General features: G+C 54.9%; 28 protein-coding genes. All 28 read left to right on the top strand.

The features are described 5' to 3' along the window. The first annotated feature begins 38 nt into the window (after positions 1 to 38). Positions 39 to 410, top strand: coding sequence for a 30S ribosomal protein S12 (gene rpsL / locus ACIN8IBEIGE_RS20440; protein WP_003463319.1), 372 nt, complete (start codon positions 39 to 41; stop codon positions 408 to 410). A gap of 118 nt (positions 411 to 528) precedes the next feature. Beyond that, on the top strand, positions 529 to 999 hold the full coding sequence (gene rpsG / locus ACIN8IBEIGE_RS20435) for a 30S ribosomal protein S7 (RefSeq protein ID WP_010490886.1): 471 nt from the start codon (positions 529 to 531) through the stop codon (positions 997 to 999). 30 nt (positions 1,000 to 1,029) lie between these two features. Next, positions 1,030 to 3,135, top strand: coding sequence for an elongation factor G (gene fusA, locus ACIN8IBEIGE_RS20430; RefSeq protein WP_160016252.1), 2,106 nt, complete (start codon positions 1,030 to 1,032; stop codon positions 3,133 to 3,135). A gap of 31 nt (positions 3,136 to 3,166) precedes the next feature. After that, on the top strand, positions 3,167 to 4,360 hold the full coding sequence (tuf, locus tag ACIN8IBEIGE_RS20425; protein ID WP_160016251.1) for an elongation factor Tu: 1,194 nt from the start codon (positions 3,167 to 3,169) through the stop codon (positions 4,358 to 4,360). 140 nt (positions 4,361 to 4,500) lie between these two features. Beyond that, positions 4,501 to 4,812: a 30S ribosomal protein S10 gene (gene rpsJ / locus ACIN8IBEIGE_RS20420; protein ID WP_010486970.1), complete on the top strand. Its 312-nt coding sequence runs from the start codon at positions 4,501 to 4,503 to the stop codon at positions 4,810 to 4,812. Between the two features lie 83 nt (positions 4,813 to 4,895). Next, the gene (gene rplC / locus ACIN8IBEIGE_RS20415) at positions 4,896 to 5,531 is read left to right on the top strand and encodes a 50S ribosomal protein L3 (RefSeq protein WP_090505796.1); all 636 of its coding nucleotides are present in this window, start codon (positions 4,896 to 4,898) and stop codon (positions 5,529 to 5,531) included. Between the two features lie 12 nt (positions 5,532 to 5,543). Beyond that, complete coding sequence (gene rplD, locus ACIN8IBEIGE_RS20410; RefSeq protein WP_160016250.1) at positions 5,544 to 6,146, top strand: 50S ribosomal protein L4; 603 nt, start codon at positions 5,544 to 5,546, stop codon at positions 6,144 to 6,146. After that, positions 6,143 to 6,442, top strand: a complete 300-nt coding sequence (rplW, locus tag ACIN8IBEIGE_RS20405; RefSeq protein ID WP_160016249.1) for a 50S ribosomal protein L23 — start codon at positions 6,143 to 6,145, stop codon at positions 6,440 to 6,442. Before rplD ends, rplW begins: the two co-directional genes overlap by 4 nt. Before the next feature lie 14 nt (positions 6,443 to 6,456). Beyond that, positions 6,457 to 7,281: a 50S ribosomal protein L2 gene (gene rplB / locus ACIN8IBEIGE_RS20400; protein WP_069519908.1), complete on the top strand. Its 825-nt coding sequence runs from the start codon at positions 6,457 to 6,459 to the stop codon at positions 7,279 to 7,281. A gap of 16 nt (positions 7,282 to 7,297) precedes the next feature. Then, complete coding sequence (gene rpsS, locus ACIN8IBEIGE_RS20395; RefSeq protein ID WP_010486981.1) at positions 7,298 to 7,573, top strand: 30S ribosomal protein S19; 276 nt, start codon at positions 7,298 to 7,300, stop codon at positions 7,571 to 7,573. 11 nt (positions 7,574 to 7,584) lie between these two features. Then, the gene (rplV, locus tag ACIN8IBEIGE_RS20390) at positions 7,585 to 7,917 is read left to right on the top strand and encodes a 50S ribosomal protein L22 (protein WP_003210077.1); all 333 of its coding nucleotides are present in this window, start codon (positions 7,585 to 7,587) and stop codon (positions 7,915 to 7,917) included. Positions 7,918 to 7,930: 13 nt separating this feature from the next. Beyond that, complete coding sequence (gene rpsC / locus ACIN8IBEIGE_RS20385; RefSeq protein ID WP_069519907.1) at positions 7,931 to 8,617, top strand: 30S ribosomal protein S3; 687 nt, start codon at positions 7,931 to 7,933, stop codon at positions 8,615 to 8,617. 12 nt (positions 8,618 to 8,629) lie between these two features. Continuing rightward, positions 8,630 to 9,043 carry a 50S ribosomal protein L16 gene (gene rplP, locus ACIN8IBEIGE_RS20380; RefSeq protein ID WP_090255798.1) on the top strand — a complete coding sequence of 138 codons (414 nt, stop codon included), beginning with the start codon at positions 8,630 to 8,632 and terminating at the stop codon, positions 9,041 to 9,043. Beyond that, a complete protein-coding gene (gene rpmC, locus ACIN8IBEIGE_RS20375) occupies positions 9,043 to 9,234 on the top strand; it encodes a 50S ribosomal protein L29 (protein WP_002555481.1) in 192 nt (63 codons plus the stop codon). The genes rplP and rpmC overlap by 1 nt, the downstream gene beginning before the upstream one ends. A 2-nt stretch (positions 9,235 to 9,236) precedes the next feature. Continuing rightward, positions 9,237 to 9,503 carry a 30S ribosomal protein S17 gene (gene rpsQ, locus ACIN8IBEIGE_RS20370; RefSeq protein ID WP_090255823.1) on the top strand — a complete coding sequence of 89 codons (267 nt, stop codon included), beginning with the start codon at positions 9,237 to 9,239 and terminating at the stop codon, positions 9,501 to 9,503. Between the two features lie 23 nt (positions 9,504 to 9,526). Next, positions 9,527 to 9,895, top strand: a complete 369-nt coding sequence (gene rplN, locus ACIN8IBEIGE_RS20365) for a 50S ribosomal protein L14 (protein ID WP_003281831.1) — start codon at positions 9,527 to 9,529, stop codon at positions 9,893 to 9,895. Between the two features lie 11 nt (positions 9,896 to 9,906). Continuing rightward, positions 9,907 to 10,221 (top strand): 50S ribosomal protein L24, encoded by a 315-nt coding sequence (gene rplX, locus ACIN8IBEIGE_RS20360; RefSeq protein ID WP_009397501.1) that lies wholly within the window; start codon positions 9,907 to 9,909, stop codon positions 10,219 to 10,221. Positions 10,222 to 10,241: 20 nt separating this feature from the next. Then, on the top strand, positions 10,242 to 10,781 hold the full coding sequence (gene rplE / locus ACIN8IBEIGE_RS20355; RefSeq protein WP_090255796.1) for a 50S ribosomal protein L5: 540 nt from the start codon (positions 10,242 to 10,244) through the stop codon (positions 10,779 to 10,781). Positions 10,782 to 10,794: 13 nt separating this feature from the next. Beyond that, positions 10,795 to 11,100: a 30S ribosomal protein S14 gene (rpsN, locus tag ACIN8IBEIGE_RS20350; protein WP_160016248.1), complete on the top strand. Its 306-nt coding sequence runs from the start codon at positions 10,795 to 10,797 to the stop codon at positions 11,098 to 11,100. Positions 11,101 to 11,282: 182 nt separating this feature from the next. Beyond that, positions 11,283 to 11,675 carry a 30S ribosomal protein S8 gene (gene rpsH, locus ACIN8IBEIGE_RS20345; protein WP_069519903.1) on the top strand — a complete coding sequence of 131 codons (393 nt, stop codon included), beginning with the start codon at positions 11,283 to 11,285 and terminating at the stop codon, positions 11,673 to 11,675. A gap of 12 nt (positions 11,676 to 11,687) precedes the next feature. After that, positions 11,688 to 12,221 carry a 50S ribosomal protein L6 gene (rplF, locus tag ACIN8IBEIGE_RS20340; protein ID WP_090255791.1) on the top strand — a complete coding sequence of 178 codons (534 nt, stop codon included), beginning with the start codon at positions 11,688 to 11,690 and terminating at the stop codon, positions 12,219 to 12,221. A gap of 10 nt (positions 12,222 to 12,231) precedes the next feature. Further along, positions 12,232 to 12,582 (top strand): 50S ribosomal protein L18, encoded by a 351-nt coding sequence (rplR, locus tag ACIN8IBEIGE_RS20335; protein ID WP_003293038.1) that lies wholly within the window; start codon positions 12,232 to 12,234, stop codon positions 12,580 to 12,582. A gap of 3 nt (positions 12,583 to 12,585) precedes the next feature. Further along, positions 12,586 to 13,086 carry a 30S ribosomal protein S5 gene (gene rpsE, locus ACIN8IBEIGE_RS20330; RefSeq protein WP_090255789.1) on the top strand — a complete coding sequence of 167 codons (501 nt, stop codon included), beginning with the start codon at positions 12,586 to 12,588 and terminating at the stop codon, positions 13,084 to 13,086. Between the two features lie 2 nt (positions 13,087 to 13,088). Further along, complete coding sequence (gene rpmD / locus ACIN8IBEIGE_RS20325) at positions 13,089 to 13,268, top strand: 50S ribosomal protein L30 (protein ID WP_079204534.1); 180 nt, start codon at positions 13,089 to 13,091, stop codon at positions 13,266 to 13,268. A 3-nt stretch (positions 13,269 to 13,271) separates the two neighbouring features. Next, complete coding sequence (rplO, locus tag ACIN8IBEIGE_RS20320) at positions 13,272 to 13,706, top strand: 50S ribosomal protein L15 (RefSeq protein ID WP_160016247.1); 435 nt, start codon at positions 13,272 to 13,274, stop codon at positions 13,704 to 13,706. Continuing rightward, positions 13,707 to 15,035 (top strand): preprotein translocase subunit SecY, encoded by a 1,329-nt coding sequence (gene secY, locus ACIN8IBEIGE_RS20315; protein WP_090255788.1) that lies wholly within the window; start codon positions 13,707 to 13,709, stop codon positions 15,033 to 15,035. It begins immediately after the preceding gene. A 26-nt stretch (positions 15,036 to 15,061) separates the two neighbouring features. Continuing rightward, the gene (gene rpmJ / locus ACIN8IBEIGE_RS20310) at positions 15,062 to 15,178 is read left to right on the top strand and encodes a 50S ribosomal protein L36 (RefSeq protein ID WP_002555468.1); all 117 of its coding nucleotides are present in this window, start codon (positions 15,062 to 15,064) and stop codon (positions 15,176 to 15,178) included. Positions 15,179 to 15,309: 131 nt separating this feature from the next. After that, positions 15,310 to 15,666: a 30S ribosomal protein S13 gene (rpsM, locus tag ACIN8IBEIGE_RS20305; protein ID WP_090377333.1), complete on the top strand. Its 357-nt coding sequence runs from the start codon at positions 15,310 to 15,312 to the stop codon at positions 15,664 to 15,666. Positions 15,667 to 15,668 lie beyond the last annotated feature (2 nt).

The following is a 15,668-nucleotide window of genomic DNA, read 5'->3' as shown; positions in this document are numbered from 1 at the left end:
TAGGGCAATAGCGTCGCAAGACAACAGTGGAGCTTAAGATGGCAACTATCAACCAGCTGGTACGTCAGCCGCGTAAGCGTATCGTCGAGAAATCCGACGTACCTGCGCTGCAGAACTGCCCGCAGCGTCGTGGTGTGTGCACTCGCGTGTATACCACTACGCCGAAAAAACCTAACTCGGCACTGCGTAAAGTATGCCGTGTACGCCTGACCAACGGTTTCGAGGTTTCCTCGTACATCGGTGGTGAAGGCCACAACCTGCAAGAGCACAGCGTCGTTCTGATTCGCGGCGGCCGTGTAAAAGACTTGCCAGGTGTGCGTTACCACACCGTGCGCGGCTCGCTGGATACCTCCGGCGTTAAAGACCGTAAGCAGGGTCGTTCGAAGTACGGTACCAAGCGTCCGAAGTAATCGGCGCTCTGTACTGAATTGCGAGTTTCTATTTTTCTGAGTCGATAAGAGTAAGGTCGGGCATCCATCTCACGATGTAGTCCCGGGCTAACCTGAAGACCGTTTGAGGGCTTATCAAATGCCAAGACGTCGTGTAGCAGCCAAGCGCGAAGTGCTTGACGATCCAAAATACGGAAGCCAAATCCTGGCCAAGTTCATGAACCACGTGATGGAGAGCGGCAAGAAAGCCGTTGCCGAGCGTATCGTTTATGGCGCCCTGGACAAGGTTAAAGAGCGTAAGAACAGCGATCCCCTGGAAATCTTCGAGAAAGCTCTCGACGCCATCGCTCCGCTGGTCGAAGTGAAGTCGCGCCGTGTAGGCGGTGCTACTTACCAGGTTCCGGTCGAAGTTCGTCCGTCCCGCCGTAATGCTCTTGCCATGCGCTGGCTGGTAGATTTCGCCCGTAAGCGTGGCGAGAAGTCTATGGCTCTGCGTTTGGCTGGTGAACTGCTGGATGCCGCTGAAGGCAAAGGTGCTGCAGTTAAGAAGCGTGAAGACGTGCACCGTATGGCTGAAGCCAACAAGGCTTTCTCGCACTACCGCTTCTAATTATCGCGCTTCTAAATTTGCGAGGGCTTTATGGCTCGTACTACACCGATTAACCGTTACCGTAACATCGGTATCGTGGCTCACGTGGACGCGGGTAAAACCACGACCACCGAGCGTGTGCTTTTCTATACTGGTAAAAGCCACAAGATGGGCGAGGTGCATGATGGCGCCGCGACCACGGACTGGATGGTGCAGGAGCAGGAGCGTGGTATTACCATTACTTCCGCTGCTATCACCGCCTTCTGGAAAGGTTCCGAGAAGCAGTACAAAGATGAGCATCGCTTCAACGTAATCGATACCCCCGGCCACGTTGACTTCACCATTGAAGTAGAGCGTTCGCTGCGTGTGCTCGATGGCGCGGTTGTTGTGTTCTGCGGTACTTCGGGCGTTGAGCCTCAGTCGGAAACCGTATGGCGTCAGGCCAACAAGTACGGTGTTCCGCGTCTTGTTTACGTCAACAAGATGGACCGTGCCGGTGCGGACTTCCTGCGCGTGATCGGTCAGATCAAGCAGCGTCTGGGTCACACTCCGGTGCCGATTCAGTTGGCTATCGGTTCTGAAGACAACTTCCAGGGTCAGATCGATCTGATCAACATGCAGGCTGTCTATTGGAACGATGCTGACAAAGGCATGGTCCCTGTGCGCAAGGACATTCCAGCTGAATTGCTGGAAGAGGCCGAGAAGTGGCGCAGCAACATGGTTGAGGCTGCGGCTGAAGCCAACGAAGAGCTGATGAACAAGTACCTGGAAGGCGAAGAGCTGACCATTGCTGAAATCAAGTCGGCCCTGCGTCAGCGTACTATTGCTGGCGAAATCGTTCTGGCTGTGTGCGGTTCTTCCTTCAAGAACAAGGGTGTTCCCCTGGTTCTCGACGCCGTTATCGACTTCCTGCCTGCTCCTACCGACATTCCTGCTATCAAGGGTTCCAACCCGGATAACGAGGAAGAGGAAATGGAGCGTCATGCAAGTGATGACGAGCCGTTCTCGGCGCTGGCGTTCAAGATCGCTACCGACCCATTCGTGGGTACCTTGACCTTTGTCCGCGTTTACTCGGGCGTGTTGGCCTCCGGCGACGGCGTGATCAACTCGGTTAAAGGTAAGAAAGAGCGCGTGGGTCGTATGGTGCAAATGCATGCAAACGCCCGCGAAGAGATCAAGGAAGTGCGCGCTGGCGACATCGCGGCCCTGATCGGCATGAAGGACGTCACCACTGGTGAGACTCTGTGCAACGCTGACAAGCCAATCATCCTTGTTCGCATGGACTTCCCGGAGCCGGTTATCTCGGTTGCCGTAGAGCCTAAGACCAAGGACGACCAGGAAAAAATGGGTATCGCGCTGGGCAAGCTTGCTCAGGAAGACCCGTCTTTCCGCGTCAAAACTGATGAAGAGACAGGTCAGACGATCATCTCCGGTATGGGCGAGTTGCACCTGGACATCCTGGTCGACCGCATGCGCCGCGAGTTCAACGTCGAAGCCAACATCGGTAAGCCTCAGGTTTCTTATCGTGAGCGCATCACGAAGAGCTGTGAAATCGAAGGCAAGTTCGTTCGTCAGTCCGGTGGTCGTGGTCAGTTCGGTCACTGCTGGGTTCGCTTTGCACCTGCTGACGAAGGTCAGGAGGGTCTGCAGTTCCTGAACGAAGTCGTGGGTGGTGTGATTCCGAAGGAGTACATCCCGGCGATCCAGAAAGGTATCGAAGAGCAGATGAAGAACGGCGTTGTTGCCGGTTATCCGCTGATCGGCCTGAAGGCTACCGTGTTTGATGGTTCCTACCACGACGTCGACTCCAACGAGATGGCGTTCAAGGTGGCTGCTTCCATGGCGACCAAGCAACTGGCCCAGAAGGGCGGTGGTGAGTTGCTCGAGCCGATCATGGCGGTAGAGGTTGTTACCCCAGAAGACTACATGGGTGATGTGATGGGCGACCTTAACCGTCGTCGTGGCATGATCCTGGGTATGGAAGACACGATCTCCGGCAAGGTGATTCGTGCTGAAGTTCCGCTGGGTGAGATGTTCGGTTATGCGACCGACGTCCGTTCCATGTCTCAGGGTCGCGCAAGCTACTCCATGGAATTCAAAAAATACAATACGGCTCCGTCGCACATCGTCGAGTCGGTAACCAAAAAGCAAGGCTGATTCAGCCCCTTTAAGCTAGGAGTTAATTGTCGTGGCTAAAGAAAAATTTGAACGTAGCAAACCGCACGTCAACGTAGGCACCATCGGTCACGTTGACCACGGTAAAACCACTCTGACCGCTGCTCTGACCCGCGTCTGCTCCGAAGTATTCGGTTCGGCCAAGGTTGACTTCGACAAGATCGACAGCGCCCCAGAAGAAAAAGCACGTGGTATCACCATCAACACCGCTCACGTTGAATACGATTCGTCCGTGCGTCACTACGCACACGTTGACTGCCCAGGTCACGCCGACTACGTAAAAAACATGATCACCGGTGCTGCGCAGATGGACGGCGCTATCCTGGTTTGCTCGGCCGCTGATGGTCCGATGCCGCAAACCCGTGAGCACATCCTGCTGTCCCGTCAGGTAGGTGTTCCGTACATCGTCGTGTTCCTGAACAAGGCTGACATGGTTGACGACGCCGAGCTGCTGGAGCTGGTGGAAATGGAAGTGCGTGACCTGCTCAGCACTTACGATTTCCCAGGTGACGACACTCCGATCATCATCGGTTCCGCTCTGATGGCGCTGAACGGCCAAGACGACAACGAAATGGGCACTAGCGCTGTTAAGAAGCTGGTTGAAACTCTGGATAGCTATATCCCAGAGCCGGTTCGTGCGATCGACAAGCCGTTCCTGATGCCAATCGAAGACGTATTCTCGATCTCCGGTCGTGGCACCGTGGTAACTGGCCGTATCGAGCGCGGTATCGTCAAGATCCAGGAAGAAATCGAGATCGTTGGTCTGCGTGATACCACCAAGACCACCTGTACTGGTGTTGAAATGTTCCGCAAGCTGCTCGACGAAGGTCGCGCTGGCGAGAACTGCGGCGTTCTGCTGCGTGGCACCAAGCGTGACGACGTAGAGCGTGGCCAGGTTCTGGTCAAGCCAGGTTCGGTTAAGCCGCACACCACCTTCACTGCAGAAGTGTACGTGCTGAGCAAAGAAGAAGGCGGTCGTCACACTCCGTTCTTCAAAGGCTACCGTCCTCAGTTCTACTTCCGTACTACTGACGTAACTGGTAACTGCGAACTGCCGGAAGGCGTTGAGATGGTAATGCCAGGTGACAACATCCAGATGACTGTCACTCTGATCAAGACCATCGCAATGGAAGAAGGTCTGCGTTTCGCCATTCGTGAAGGCGGTCGTACCGTCGGCGCCGGCGTCGTAGCCAAAATCATCGCGTAAGTGATGATTTGAGAAAAGCCCCCGCTTGCGGGGGCTTTTTTATTGGGTTGACACCTGCTAGGGGCGTCTATAGAATCACGCCTCCTTTTAACGGGCGTATTGCGTCCGTTGGGAATAGCAGCTTGGAATCTGAGGTCAAAATGCAAAACCAACAAATCCGTATTCGGTTGAAGGCTTTTGACCATCGCCTGATCGATCAATCAACCCAGGAAATCGTGGAAACCGCGAAACGTACTGGTGCTCAGGTGCGTGGTCCTATTCCTCTGCCTACCCGCAAAGAGCGGTTCACCGTGCTGACCTCGCCACACGTCAATAAAGACGCGCGTGATCAGTTCGAGATCCGTACTCATAAGCGTGTTCTGGACATCGTCCAGCCAACGGATAAAACCGTTGACGCGCTGATGAAGCTTGATCTTGCGGCTGGTGTGGAAGTGCAGATCAGCCTCGGCTAAGACCGTTTAGGTTTTAGTCGTGTAACGCTCTGAAATGGGCGGCCATAGCGGGTGAAAGCCCCGTACACTCATGAGGTTACAACATGACTATTGGTGTAGTCGGTCGTAAGTGCGGTATGACCCGCATTTTCACCGAAGAAGGTGTCTCCATTCCGGTCACGGTCATTGAGATCGAGCCGAATCGCGTCACTCAATTCAAAACTGAAGAGTCCGATGGCTATCGTGCAGTGCAAGTCACTGTCGGCGAGCGTCGTGCTTCACGTGTCAGCAAGGCGCAAGCCGGTCACTTCGCTAAGGCGAATGTCGCGGCAGGTCGCACTGTAATGGAGTTCCGTCTTGAAGAAGGCGAGTACCAGGCAGGTGATCTGATCAACGCTGAAATATTCCAAGCTGGTCAACTGGTGGATGTCACTGGTCAGTCCAAAGGTAAAGGCTTTGCCGGTACCATCAAGCGTTGGAACTTCCGCGGCCAAGACAACACTCACGGTAACTCCGTGTCCCACCGTGTTCCGGGTTCGATTGGCCAGTGCCAGACTCCGGGTCGCGTATTCAAGGGCAAAAAAATGTCCGGTCATATGGGCGCTGAGCGCGTGACCGTGCAGTCCCTGGAAGTAGTGCGGGTTGACGCTGAACGCAATCTGTTGCTGGTCAAGGGTGCTGTTCCTGGCGCTACTGGCGGCAACCTGGTTGTACGTCCAGCGGCCAAGGCTCGCGGTTAAGGGGAAGCTGACATGCAATTAAATGTAAATGGCGCTCAAGCAATCGAAGTATCCGAAGCCACTTTTGGCGGCGCATACAACGAGACCCTGGTTCACCAAGCAGTTGTGGCCTACATGGCCGGCGGCCGTCAGGGCAGCAAACAGCAGAAGACTCGTTCCGACGTGTCCGGTGGCGGTAAGCGCCCGTGGCGTCAGAAGGGTACCGGTCGTGCTCGTGCAGGTACCAGTCGTGGTCCGATCTGGCGTGGCGGTGGTGTGACCTTCGCGGCTCGCCCGCAGAATCACGATCAAAAGCTGAACAAGAAGATGTATCGCGCGGCCATCCGCTCGATTCTTGCTGAGCTGGTTCGTACTGATCGTCTGATCGTCGTCGAAGACTTCAGTGTTGAAGCTCCGAAGACCAAAGAACTGTTGGGCAAGTTGAATGGCATGGGTCTGACCGATGTGCTGATCGTGTCCGATGCTATTGATGAGAATCTGTACCTGGCTGCGCGTAACCTGCCACACGTTGATGTTCGTGACGTGCAGGGTTCCGATCCGGTCAGTCTGATCGCGTACGAAAAGGTGCTGGTCACCGTTTCTGCCGTGAAGAAATTCGAGGAGCTGCTGGGATGAACCAGGAACGCGTATTTAAAGTGCTGCTTGGCCCGCACATCTCCGAGAAGGCCACGGTTCTCGCTGACAAGAAAAGTCAGTTCGTTTTCAAGGTTGCAAGCGATGCAACCAAGCTGGAAATCAAGAAGGCTGTCGAAAGCCTGTTCGGCGTGAATGTTGCTGCTGTGAATACCGTGAATGTTCTCGGTAAGACCAAGCGCAACGCTCGCGGTCTGGGCAAGCGTAACGACTGGAAGAAAGCGATCATTTCGCTTCAGCCAGGCCAAGATCTCGATTTCGCCAGCAGTGCTGAGTAAGGAAGGGGTGCATCATGGCAATCGTTAAATGCAAGCCGACTTCCGCTGGCCGCCGTTTTGTGGTCAAGGTGGTCAATCAGGAGCTGCATAAAGGCGCTCCTTACGCTCCGCTGCTTGAGAAGAAGTCGAAGACTGGCGGTCGTAACAACAATGGTCGTATCACCACCCGTCATATCGGTGGTGGCCACAAGCAGCATTACCGTCTGGTCGATTTCCGTCGCAACGACAAAGATGGCATTCCAGCCACTGTCGAGCGTATTGAATACGATCCGAACCGTACCGCACACATCGCTCTGCTGATGTATGCAGACGGCGAGCGTCGCTACATCATCGCCCCTAAAGGCGTGAGTGCTGGCGATCAGCTGGTAGCTGGCATCATGGCTCCGATCAAGCCGGGCAACAGTCTGCAACTGCGCAACATTCCAGTTGGTAGCACTGTTCACGGTATCGAACTGAAGCCGGGCAAAGGTGCTCAGATCGCTCGTTCCGCTGGTGCTTCGGCCCAGCTGATTGCGCGTGAAGGCGTCTACGTGACCCTGCGTCTGCGTTCCGGTGAAATGCGTAAAGTTCTGGCTGAGTGCCGTGCGACCCTGGGTGAAGTCTCGAACTCCGAGCACAGCCTGCGTTCGCTGGGTAAAGCTGGTGCCAAGCGCTGGCGTGGCGTTCGCCCAACCGTTCGTGGTGTTGCCATGAACCCGGTTGACCACCCACACGGTGGTGGTGAAGGTCGTACCTCTGGTGGTCGTCATCCGGTGTCTCCATGGGGCTTCCCGACGAAGGGCGCGAAGACTCGTGGTAACAAACGCACCGACAACATGATCGTCCGTCGTCGCAAGTAAATAGAGGGATACGACAGTGCCACGTTCTCTGAAAAAAGGTCCTTTTATTGATCTTCACCTACTGAAGAAGATCGAAGTGGCGGTGGAAAAGAACGATCGCAAGCCGGTGAAAACCTGGTCGCGTCGTTCGATGATCCTGCCACAAATGGTCGGTCTGACCATCGCTGTACACAACGGTCGTCAACATGTCCCAGTTCTCGTGAACGAAGACATGGTCGGTCACAAACTGGGCGAATTTGCCGGCACTCGTACCTATCGTGGGCACGTGGCTGACAAGAAAGCCAAGCGTTAAGGGGTAAGGAAATGGAAGTAGCCGCTAAGTTGTCGGGCGCTCGCATCTCCGCCCAGAAAGCCCGCTTGGTCGCCGACCAGATCCGCGGGAAGAAGGTGGGCGAAGCGCTCAACCTCCTGGCTTTCAGCAGTAAGAAAGCCGCCGAGATCATCAAGAAAGTGCTGGAGTCGGCTGTAGCCAACGCCGAGCACAACGAAGGCGCAGACGTTGATGACTTGAAGGTCAGCACCGTTTTCGTCAACGAAGGGCGTTCGCTGAAGCGCATCATGCCGCGTGCCAAAGGCCGCGCTGATCGCATCGTCAAGCGGTCTTGCCATATCACTGTCAAGGTTGCGGACAAGTAACGGAGTCGATCAGATGGGTCAGAAAGTACATCCCATTGGCATTCGCCTGGGAATCGTCAAGGAGCACACCTCCGTCTGGTACGCCAGCGGTCGGACTTATGCGGACTATTTGTTCGCTGATCTGAAGGTGCGTGAGTATCTCCAAGACAAACTAAAAAGCGCGTCCGTAAGCCGTATCGACATTGCTCGTCCGGCTCAAACTGCACGTATCACCATCCACACCGCTCGTCCCGGTATCGTTATCGGTAAGAAAGGTGAAGATGTTGAGAAACTGCGTCAGGACCTGACCAAGCAAATGGGTGTGCCTGTGCACATCAATATCGAAGAGATCCGTAAGCCGGAGCTCGACGGTATGCTGGTTGCGCAGAGCGTAGCTCAGCAGCTGGAGCGTCGTGTGATGTTCCGTCGCGCCATGAAGCGCGCTGTACAGAACGCCATGCGTATTGGTGCCAAGGGCATCAAAATCCAAGTGAGCGGTCGTCTCGGCGGTGCTGAAATTGCACGTACCGAATGGTATCGCGAAGGTCGTGTGCCGTTGCACACCCTGCGTGCCGATATCGACTATGCCACGTACGAAGCGCACACCACCTACGGTGTGATCGGTGTCAAGGTTTGGATCTTCAAAGGCGAAGTAATCGGTGGCCTTAAAGAAGAACTGAAACCTCAAGCGCCTGCGCCTCGTAAAAAAGCTGCTAAGTAAGGAGTACGCAAAATGTTGCAACCAAAGCGTACGAAGTTCCGTAAGCAGATGACCGGCCACAACCGTGGTCTGGCTCAGCGCGGTAGCAAAGTCAGCTTCGGCGAGTTTGCGCTGAAGTCTGTTGCCCGTGGTCGTCTCACCGCCCGTCAGATTGAGTCCGCTCGTCGTGCTCTGACTCGTCACGTTAAGCGTGGCGGGAAAATCTGGATTCGCGTTTTCCCGGACAAGCCGATCTCCAAGAAGCCCCTTGAAGTGCGGATGGGTAAAGGGAAGGGTAGCGTTGAATATTGGGTAGCCCAGATCCAGCCAGGCAAAGTCCTGTATGAGATCGAAGGCGTTTCCGAAGAGTTGGCGCGTGAGGCTTTTGCCCTGGCTGCTGCAAAGCTGCCGCTCGCCACCACTTTTGTTAAGCGGACGGTGATGTGATGAAGGCGAATGAACTTCGTGAAAAATCAGCACAGCAGCTGAACGAGCAACTGCTCGGCCTGCTGCGCGACCAGTTCAATCTGCGTATGCAGAAAGCAACTGGCCAGTTGGGGCAGTCTCACCTGCTCTCGCAAGTTAAGCGCGACATCGCTCGTGTGAAAACTGTGCTCAACCAGCAGGCAGGTAAGTGATCATGGCTGAAGCCGAAAAAACAGTCCGTACGCTGACCGGCCGTGTCGTCAGCGACAAGATGGACAAGACCATCACCGTATTGATCGAGCGTCGCGTTAAGCACCCTATCTACGGCAAATATGTCAAGCGTTCGACCAAGCTGCACGCACACGACGAAACCAACCAGAGCAAGATCGGTGACAAAGTTTCCATTCGCGAAACTCGTCCTGTTGCCAAGACCAAGTCTTGGGCGCTGGTTGAGATCCTCGAACGCGCAGTGGACGTCTAAGGGCTAAGGGTCGGAGAAATTATATGATTCAGACTCAATCCATGCTCGACGTCGCTGACAACAGCGGTGCTCGTCGCGTTATGTGTATCAAGGTGCTGGGCGGTTCGCACCGCCGTTATGCTGGCATCGGCGACATCATCAAAGTCACCGTTAAGGAAGCAATTCCGCGCGGTAAAGTGAAGAAAGGCCAGGTGATGACTGCTGTTGTAGTCCGCACTCGTCACGGCGTTCGTCGTCCTGATGGCTCGATCATTCGCTTTGATGGCAACGCTGCTGTTCTGCTGAACAACAAGCAAGAGCCAATTGGCACTCGTATTTTTGGGCCAGTGACTCGTGAACTTCGTACTGAGAAGTTCATGAAGATCGTCTCGCTCGCCCCTGAAGTGCTCTAAGGAGATCCGACATGCAAAAGATTCGTCGTGACGACGAGATCATCGTGATCGCCGGTAAAGACAAAGGTAAGCGTGGCAAGGTGCTCAAGGTTCTCGCTGACGACCGTTTGGTCGTTGGTGGGATCAACCTGGTAAAGCGCCATACCAAGCCGAACCCGATGTCGGGCGTTCAGGGCGGTATCGTCGAGAAAGAAGCGCCATTGCACGCTTCTAACGTGGCCATCTTCAATGGCGAAACCAACAAGGCTGACCGTGTTGGTTTCAAAGTAGAAGACGGTAAAAAAATTCGTGTCTTCAAGTCGACCCAAAAAGCGGTTGATGCTTGAACACTGCTAGGTAGAAGACCATGGCACGACTAAAAGAGATTTACCGGAAAGAAATCGCTCCCAAGCTTAAGGAAGAACTTAAGCTTGCTAACGTGATGGAAGTTCCGCGCATCACCAAGATCACCCTGAACATGGGCCTGGGCGAAGCAATCGGTGACAAGAAAATCATCGAGCACGCTGTTGCCGACCTGGAAAAGATTACCGGTCAGAAAGTCGTTGTGACTCATGCCCGTAAGTCGATTGCAGGCTTCAAGGTTCGTGAGGGCTGGCCGATCGGCGTTAAAGTAACTCTGCGCCGTGAGCGTATGTACGAGTTCCTGGATCGTCTGCTGTCCATCTCCCTGCCGCGCGTGCGTGACTTCCGCGGCCTGAACGCCAAGTCCTTCGATGGTCGCGGCAACTACAGCATGGGCGTTAAAGAGCAGATCATCTTCCCGGAAATCGACTACGACAAGATCGATGCTCTGCGTGGTCTGGACATTACCCTGACCACCACTGCCCGTACGGATGATGAAGGTCGCGCCTTGCTGCGTGCTTTCAAATTCCCGTTCCGCAACTGATTGGAGTTGGATCATGGCCAAAACCAGCATGAAAAACCGCGAGCTGAAGCGTCAGCAAACGGTAGCCAAGTACGCTAAGAAGCGTGCTGAGCTGAAAGCTACCATCGCCGATCTGAACGCCAGTCCAGAAGCGCGTTGGGCAGCTCAAGTTGCACTGCAGAAGCAGCCGCGTGACGCTAGCGCCTCGCGCCTGCGTAACCGCTGCCGCGTTACCGGTCGTCCGCACGGCGTTTATCGCAAGTTCGGTCTGTCGCGTATCAAGCTGCGTGAAGCTGCAATGCGTGGTGATGTACCAGGTCTGGTTAAAGCCAGCTGGTAAAAACAAAGCCGGCCTAGTGCCGGCTTTGTCTTATCTGTGAATCAGGCCCCTTTGGGGCTTGATTCATTTTTGATCAGTCTCTAGAATGCTCGGCTCGCCTGAGCCTGGGTTCAATTTTTCTCAGAATTCTCAGCGACTGTAGCCGCAAGGCTAATTCTTTTTGTATCAGGAGCGTCTAGCCCATGAGTATGCAGGACCCGTTAGCGGACATGCTAACTCGTATCCGTAATGCCCAGATGGCTGAAAAGTCCGTCGTAAGCATGCCGTCTTCCACGTTGAAGGTGGCTGTAGCCAAAGTTCTGAAAGACGAAGGTTATATTGCGGGTTATCAGATCAGCGGTGAAGTTAAGCCGCAGCTGTCCATCGAGCTGAAATACTTCGAAGGCCGTCCGGTTATCGAAGAAGTTAAGCGCGTGAGCCGTCCAGGCCTTCGCCAATACAAATCCGTCGATGATCTGCCGAAAGTTCGTGGCGGTCTCGGTGTATCCATCGTCTCCACCAACAAGGGTGTGATGACGGACCGCGCTGCGCGCGCTGCCGGTGTCGGCGGCGAAGTGCTTTGCACAGTGTTCTAAGGGGGGATAAGCATGTCTCGCGTTGCTAAGAACCCCGTAAAGCTGCCCGCTGGTGTTGAGATCAAACTCGCCGGCCAACAGCTTTCGGTAAAGGGTGCCAAGGGCACTCTCGAACTGAACGTTCACTCGTCCGTTGAAGTCCTGCAAGAAGCTGGTGAGCTGCGTTTCGCTGCTCGCAATGGCGATCAGCAGACTCGTGCAATGGCCGGTACCACTCGCGCCCTGGTCAACAATATGGTGATCGGTGTTAGCGCTGGCTTCGAGCGCAAGCTGCAGCTGGTTGGTGTTGGTTACAAAGCGCAAGCCAAAGGTCAGGTGCTGAACCTCGCTCTCGGCTTCTCCCATCCGATCGACTATGAGTTGCCGGACGGTGTAGTTGCTGAAACCCCGAACCAGACCGAGATCCTGATCAAGGGTGTCGACAAACAACTGGTTGGTCAGGTCGCTGCGGAGATTCGTGACTTCCGTCGTCCTGAACCTTACAAGGGCAAAGGTGTTCGTTACGCTGACGAAGTCGTCCGCCGTAAAGAAGCCAAGAAGAAGTAGGGCATAGCAAATGACCGACAAAAAAGTTACTCGACTGCGTCGCGCTCGCAAAGCACGCCTGAAAATGCACGAGCTCGAAGCCGTGCGTCTCTGCGTGTATCGCTCTTCGCAGCACATCTATGCCCAGGTCATTTCGGCCGACGGCAGCAAGGTTCTGGCCAGCGCCTCTACCTTGGACAAAGCACTGCGTGACGGCGCCACTGGCAACGTCGACGCGGCCAAGAAAGTTGGTGAGCTGGTTGCCGAGCGTGCGAAAGCCGCTGGTGTAACTCAGGTTGCATTCGACCGTTCTGGCTTCAAGTACCACGGCCGCGTCAAGGCGCTGGCTGATGCTGCTCGTGAAGGCGGGCTGGAGTTCTAAGTTATGGCAAATAACGACCAAAAGCGCGACGAAGGCTATATCGAGAAGCTGGTACAGGTTAACCGCGTTGCCAAGACCGTTAAGGGTGGCCGTATCTTCACTTTCACCGCGTTGACCGTGGTGGGTGATGGTAAGGGTCGCGTCGGTTTCGGCCGTGGCAAGTCCCGTGAAGTGCCTGCTGCCATCCAGAAAGCGATGGAAGCTGCTCGTCGCAACATGATCCAGGTTGATCTGAACGGCACCACTCTGCAGTACGCAATGAAGTCTGCTCATGGCGCCTCCAAGGTGTACATGCAGCCTGCTTCTGAAGGTACCGGCATCATCGCTGGCGGCGCTATGCGTGCCGTTCTGGAAGTGGCTGGCGTGCAGAACGTTCTGGCTAAGTGCTACGGCTCGACTAACCCAGTGAACGTGGTGTACGCCACTTTCAAAGGTTTGAAAGCTATGCAGTCGCCAGGTTCTGTTGCGGCTAAGCGTGGCAAGAGCGTCGAGGAGATTCTCTAATCATGGCTAATACCGTAAAAGTCACGCTGATCAAAAGCATGACCGGCCGTATCCCCAACCATAAGCTCTGCGTTAAGGGTCTGGGTCTGCGTCGCATCGGTCACACCGTAGAAGTGCTGGATACTCCCGAGAATCGCGGGATGATCAACAAGGCTTACTACATGCTGCGAGTCGAGGGTTAATTCATGTACCTGAACGATTTGAGTCCTGCGCCGGGTTCCCGTCGCGAGAAGCACCGTCCGGGCCGTGGTATCGGTAGCGGTTTGGGTAAGACTGGTGGCCGTGGCCACAAAGGTCAGACCTCCCGTTCCGGTGGCACTATTGCTCCGGGTTTCGAAGGCGGCCAGCAGCCTCTGCACCGCCGTCTGCCTAAGTTCGGTTTCGTTTCTTTGAAGGCTATGGATCGCGCTGAAGTGCGTACTTCCGAGCTGAATAAAATCGAAGGCGGCATTGTTACTCTGCAGTCGCTGAAGGATGCCAACCTGATCAACCAAAACGTACAGCGTGTGAAAGTCATGCTGTCCGGTGAAGTTACTCAGGCAGTCACCCTTAAAGGTATCGCCGCCACCAAAGGTGCGCGCGCGGCTATCGAAGCAGCTGGCGGTAAGTTCGAGGAATAAATGGCTAAGCAAGGTGCTCTCTCAGCGCTCAGCAATGGCGGGTTATCCGAGCTCTGGGCTCGTTTGCGCTTTCTGTTCATGGCGATCATCGTCTATCGGATAGGTGCACACATCCCGGTTCCTGGTATCAACCCTGATCGGCTGGCGGACCTGTTTCGACAGAATGAGGGGACCATTCTTAGCTTGTTCAACATGTTTTCCGGCGGCGCGCTGGAGCGTATGAGTATTTTTGCGCTGGGGATCATGCCGTACATTTCGGCGTCGATCATCATGCAGCTCATGACCGCTGTCAGCCCGCAGCTGGAGCAGTTGAAGAAGGAAGGTGAGGCTGGCCGTCGCAAGATTAGCCAGTACACCCGCTACGGCACCCTCGTCCTGGCTATTGTCCAAGCAGTCGGCATGTCCGTCGGCCTGGCTAGTCAGGGCGTAGCGTTTACAGTTGATTTCGGCTTCCACTTCGTTGCAGTCACCACCTTTGTGGCGGGTGCAATGTTCATGATGTGGCTGGGCGAGCAAATCACTGAGCGTGGTGTTGGCAACGGTATTTCGATGCTGATCTTTGCAGGCATCGTGGCCGGTCTGCCGTCGGCGATTGGGCAGTCTTTCGAGTCTGCTCGTCAGGGTGATATCAATATCTTTGCCCTGATTGCCATCGGTTTGCTGGCAGTAGCGATTATCGGTTTCGTGGTGTTCATTGAGCGTGGTCAGCGTCGCATTGCGGTGCACTACGCCAAGCGTCAGCAGGGTCGCAAGGTCTTTGCTGCGCAGACCAGCCACTTGCCGTTGAAGGTGAATATGGCGGGGGTTATCCCGGCTATTTTCGCCAGCAGCCTTCTGTTATTCCCGGCCTCGCTGGGTGCCTGGTTTGGTCAGTCTGAAGGTATGGGCTGGCTGCAGGATATTTCACAGGCTATCGCTCCTGGTCAGCCGTTGAACATTTTGCTGTTTAGTGCAGGGATCGTTTTCTTCTGCTTCTTCTATACAGCGCTGATGTTCAACCCGAAAGACGTAGCGGAGAACCTGAAGAAGTCCGGTGCCTTTATTCCGGGTATCCGTCCCGGTGAGCAATCGGCGCGCTATATCGATGGCGTGTTGACTCGCTTGACCATGTTCGGTGCTCTGTACATGACGGCCGTATGCTTGTTGCCCCAGTTCCTGGTGGTGGCTGCCAACGTACCGTTCTATCTTGGCGGGACCTCGTTGCTGATCGTGGTAGTGGTTGTGATGGACTTTATGTCGCAAGTACAATCGCACCTCGTTTCGCACCAGTACGAATCCCTGATGAAGAAAGCCAACCTGAAGGGCTACGGCAGCGGCATGCTGCGCTGAAGTCCATAAGGTTCGAGGAGTTGGTGATGAAAGTTCGTGCATCGGTGAAAAAGCTGTGCCGCAACTGCAAGATTATTCGTCGCGAAGGTGTTGTTCGCGTCATTTGCAGCGCGGAGCCGCGTCACAAACAGCGCCAAGGCTGAGTGTGAGTGAAGTGACAAGCCCGGCAGCTAGTGCGCTGCCGGGTTGATTATTTGTTTTTACAGCGTTAATATCTTGCGCCCTATTTCTTGGCTTCCGGGGCGTAGGTAGCTGTCAATTGGAGTTCCACTGAATGGCCCGTATTGCAGGCGTTAACATTCCGGATAACAAGCACACTGTTATCTCGTTGACCTACATCTATGGTGTTGGTCGCACAACTGCACAGAAAGTCTGTGCTGCCGCCGGCGTTAATCCGGCTGCAAAGATCAAAGATCTCTCTGACGAGCAGATCGAGCAGCTGCGTGGCGAAGTAGCCAAGGTGAATACCGAAGGCGACCTGCGTCGTGAAGTGAACATGAAAATCAAGCGCTTGATGGACCTGGGTTGCTACCGCGGCCTGCGTCATCGTCGTGGTCTGCCGGTTCGCGGTCAGCGTACCAAGACCAACGCGCGTACCCGTAAGGGCCCGCGTAAGCCGATCCGCAAGTAATC

This window comes from Pseudomonas sp. 8BK (genome assembly GCF_902506475.1).
GTDB classification, from domain to species: Bacteria; Pseudomonadota; Gammaproteobacteria; order Pseudomonadales; family Pseudomonadaceae; genus Aquipseudomonas; species Aquipseudomonas anguilliseptica.
This window is presented reverse-complemented; position numbering and strand designations above follow the sequence as displayed.

Coding starts and splice junctions, on each gene's coding strand:
- rpsL (WP_003463319.1), top strand. CDS start 39: ATGGCAACTATCAACCAGCTGGTACGTCAGCCGCGTAAGCGTATCGTC.
- rpsG (WP_010490886.1), top strand. CDS start 529: ATGCCAAGACGTCGTGTAGCAGCCAAGCGCGAAGTGCTTGACGATCCA.
- fusA (WP_160016252.1), top strand. CDS start 1,030: ATGGCTCGTACTACACCGATTAACCGTTACCGTAACATCGGTATCGTG.
- rpsJ (WP_010486970.1), top strand. CDS start 4,501: ATGCAAAACCAACAAATCCGTATTCGGTTGAAGGCTTTTGACCATCGC.
- rplC (WP_090505796.1), top strand. CDS start 4,896: ATGACTATTGGTGTAGTCGGTCGTAAGTGCGGTATGACCCGCATTTTC.
- rplD (WP_160016250.1), top strand. CDS start 5,544: ATGCAATTAAATGTAAATGGCGCTCAAGCAATCGAAGTATCCGAAGCC.
- rplW (WP_160016249.1), top strand. CDS start 6,143: ATGAACCAGGAACGCGTATTTAAAGTGCTGCTTGGCCCGCACATCTCC.
- rplB (WP_069519908.1), top strand. CDS start 6,457: ATGGCAATCGTTAAATGCAAGCCGACTTCCGCTGGCCGCCGTTTTGTG.
- rplV (WP_003210077.1), top strand. CDS start 7,585: ATGGAAGTAGCCGCTAAGTTGTCGGGCGCTCGCATCTCCGCCCAGAAA.
- rpsC (WP_069519907.1), top strand. CDS start 7,931: ATGGGTCAGAAAGTACATCCCATTGGCATTCGCCTGGGAATCGTCAAG.
- rplP (WP_090255798.1), top strand. CDS start 8,630: ATGTTGCAACCAAAGCGTACGAAGTTCCGTAAGCAGATGACCGGCCAC.
- rpmC (WP_002555481.1), top strand. CDS start 9,043: ATGAAGGCGAATGAACTTCGTGAAAAATCAGCACAGCAGCTGAACGAG.
- rpsQ (WP_090255823.1), top strand. CDS start 9,237: ATGGCTGAAGCCGAAAAAACAGTCCGTACGCTGACCGGCCGTGTCGTC.
- rplN (WP_003281831.1), top strand. CDS start 9,527: ATGATTCAGACTCAATCCATGCTCGACGTCGCTGACAACAGCGGTGCT.
- rplX (WP_009397501.1), top strand. CDS start 9,907: ATGCAAAAGATTCGTCGTGACGACGAGATCATCGTGATCGCCGGTAAA.
- rplE (WP_090255796.1), top strand. CDS start 10,242: ATGGCACGACTAAAAGAGATTTACCGGAAAGAAATCGCTCCCAAGCTT.
- rpsN (WP_160016248.1), top strand. CDS start 10,795: ATGGCCAAAACCAGCATGAAAAACCGCGAGCTGAAGCGTCAGCAAACG.
- rpsH (WP_069519903.1), top strand. CDS start 11,283: ATGAGTATGCAGGACCCGTTAGCGGACATGCTAACTCGTATCCGTAAT.
- rplF (WP_090255791.1), top strand. CDS start 11,688: ATGTCTCGCGTTGCTAAGAACCCCGTAAAGCTGCCCGCTGGTGTTGAG.
- rplR (WP_003293038.1), top strand. CDS start 12,232: ATGACCGACAAAAAAGTTACTCGACTGCGTCGCGCTCGCAAAGCACGC.
- rpsE (WP_090255789.1), top strand. CDS start 12,586: ATGGCAAATAACGACCAAAAGCGCGACGAAGGCTATATCGAGAAGCTG.
- rpmD (WP_079204534.1), top strand. CDS start 13,089: ATGGCTAATACCGTAAAAGTCACGCTGATCAAAAGCATGACCGGCCGT.
- rplO (WP_160016247.1), top strand. CDS start 13,272: ATGTACCTGAACGATTTGAGTCCTGCGCCGGGTTCCCGTCGCGAGAAG.
- secY (WP_090255788.1), top strand. CDS start 13,707: ATGGCTAAGCAAGGTGCTCTCTCAGCGCTCAGCAATGGCGGGTTATCC.
- rpmJ (WP_002555468.1), top strand. CDS start 15,062: ATGAAAGTTCGTGCATCGGTGAAAAAGCTGTGCCGCAACTGCAAGATT.
- rpsM (WP_090377333.1), top strand. CDS start 15,310: ATGGCCCGTATTGCAGGCGTTAACATTCCGGATAACAAGCACACTGTT.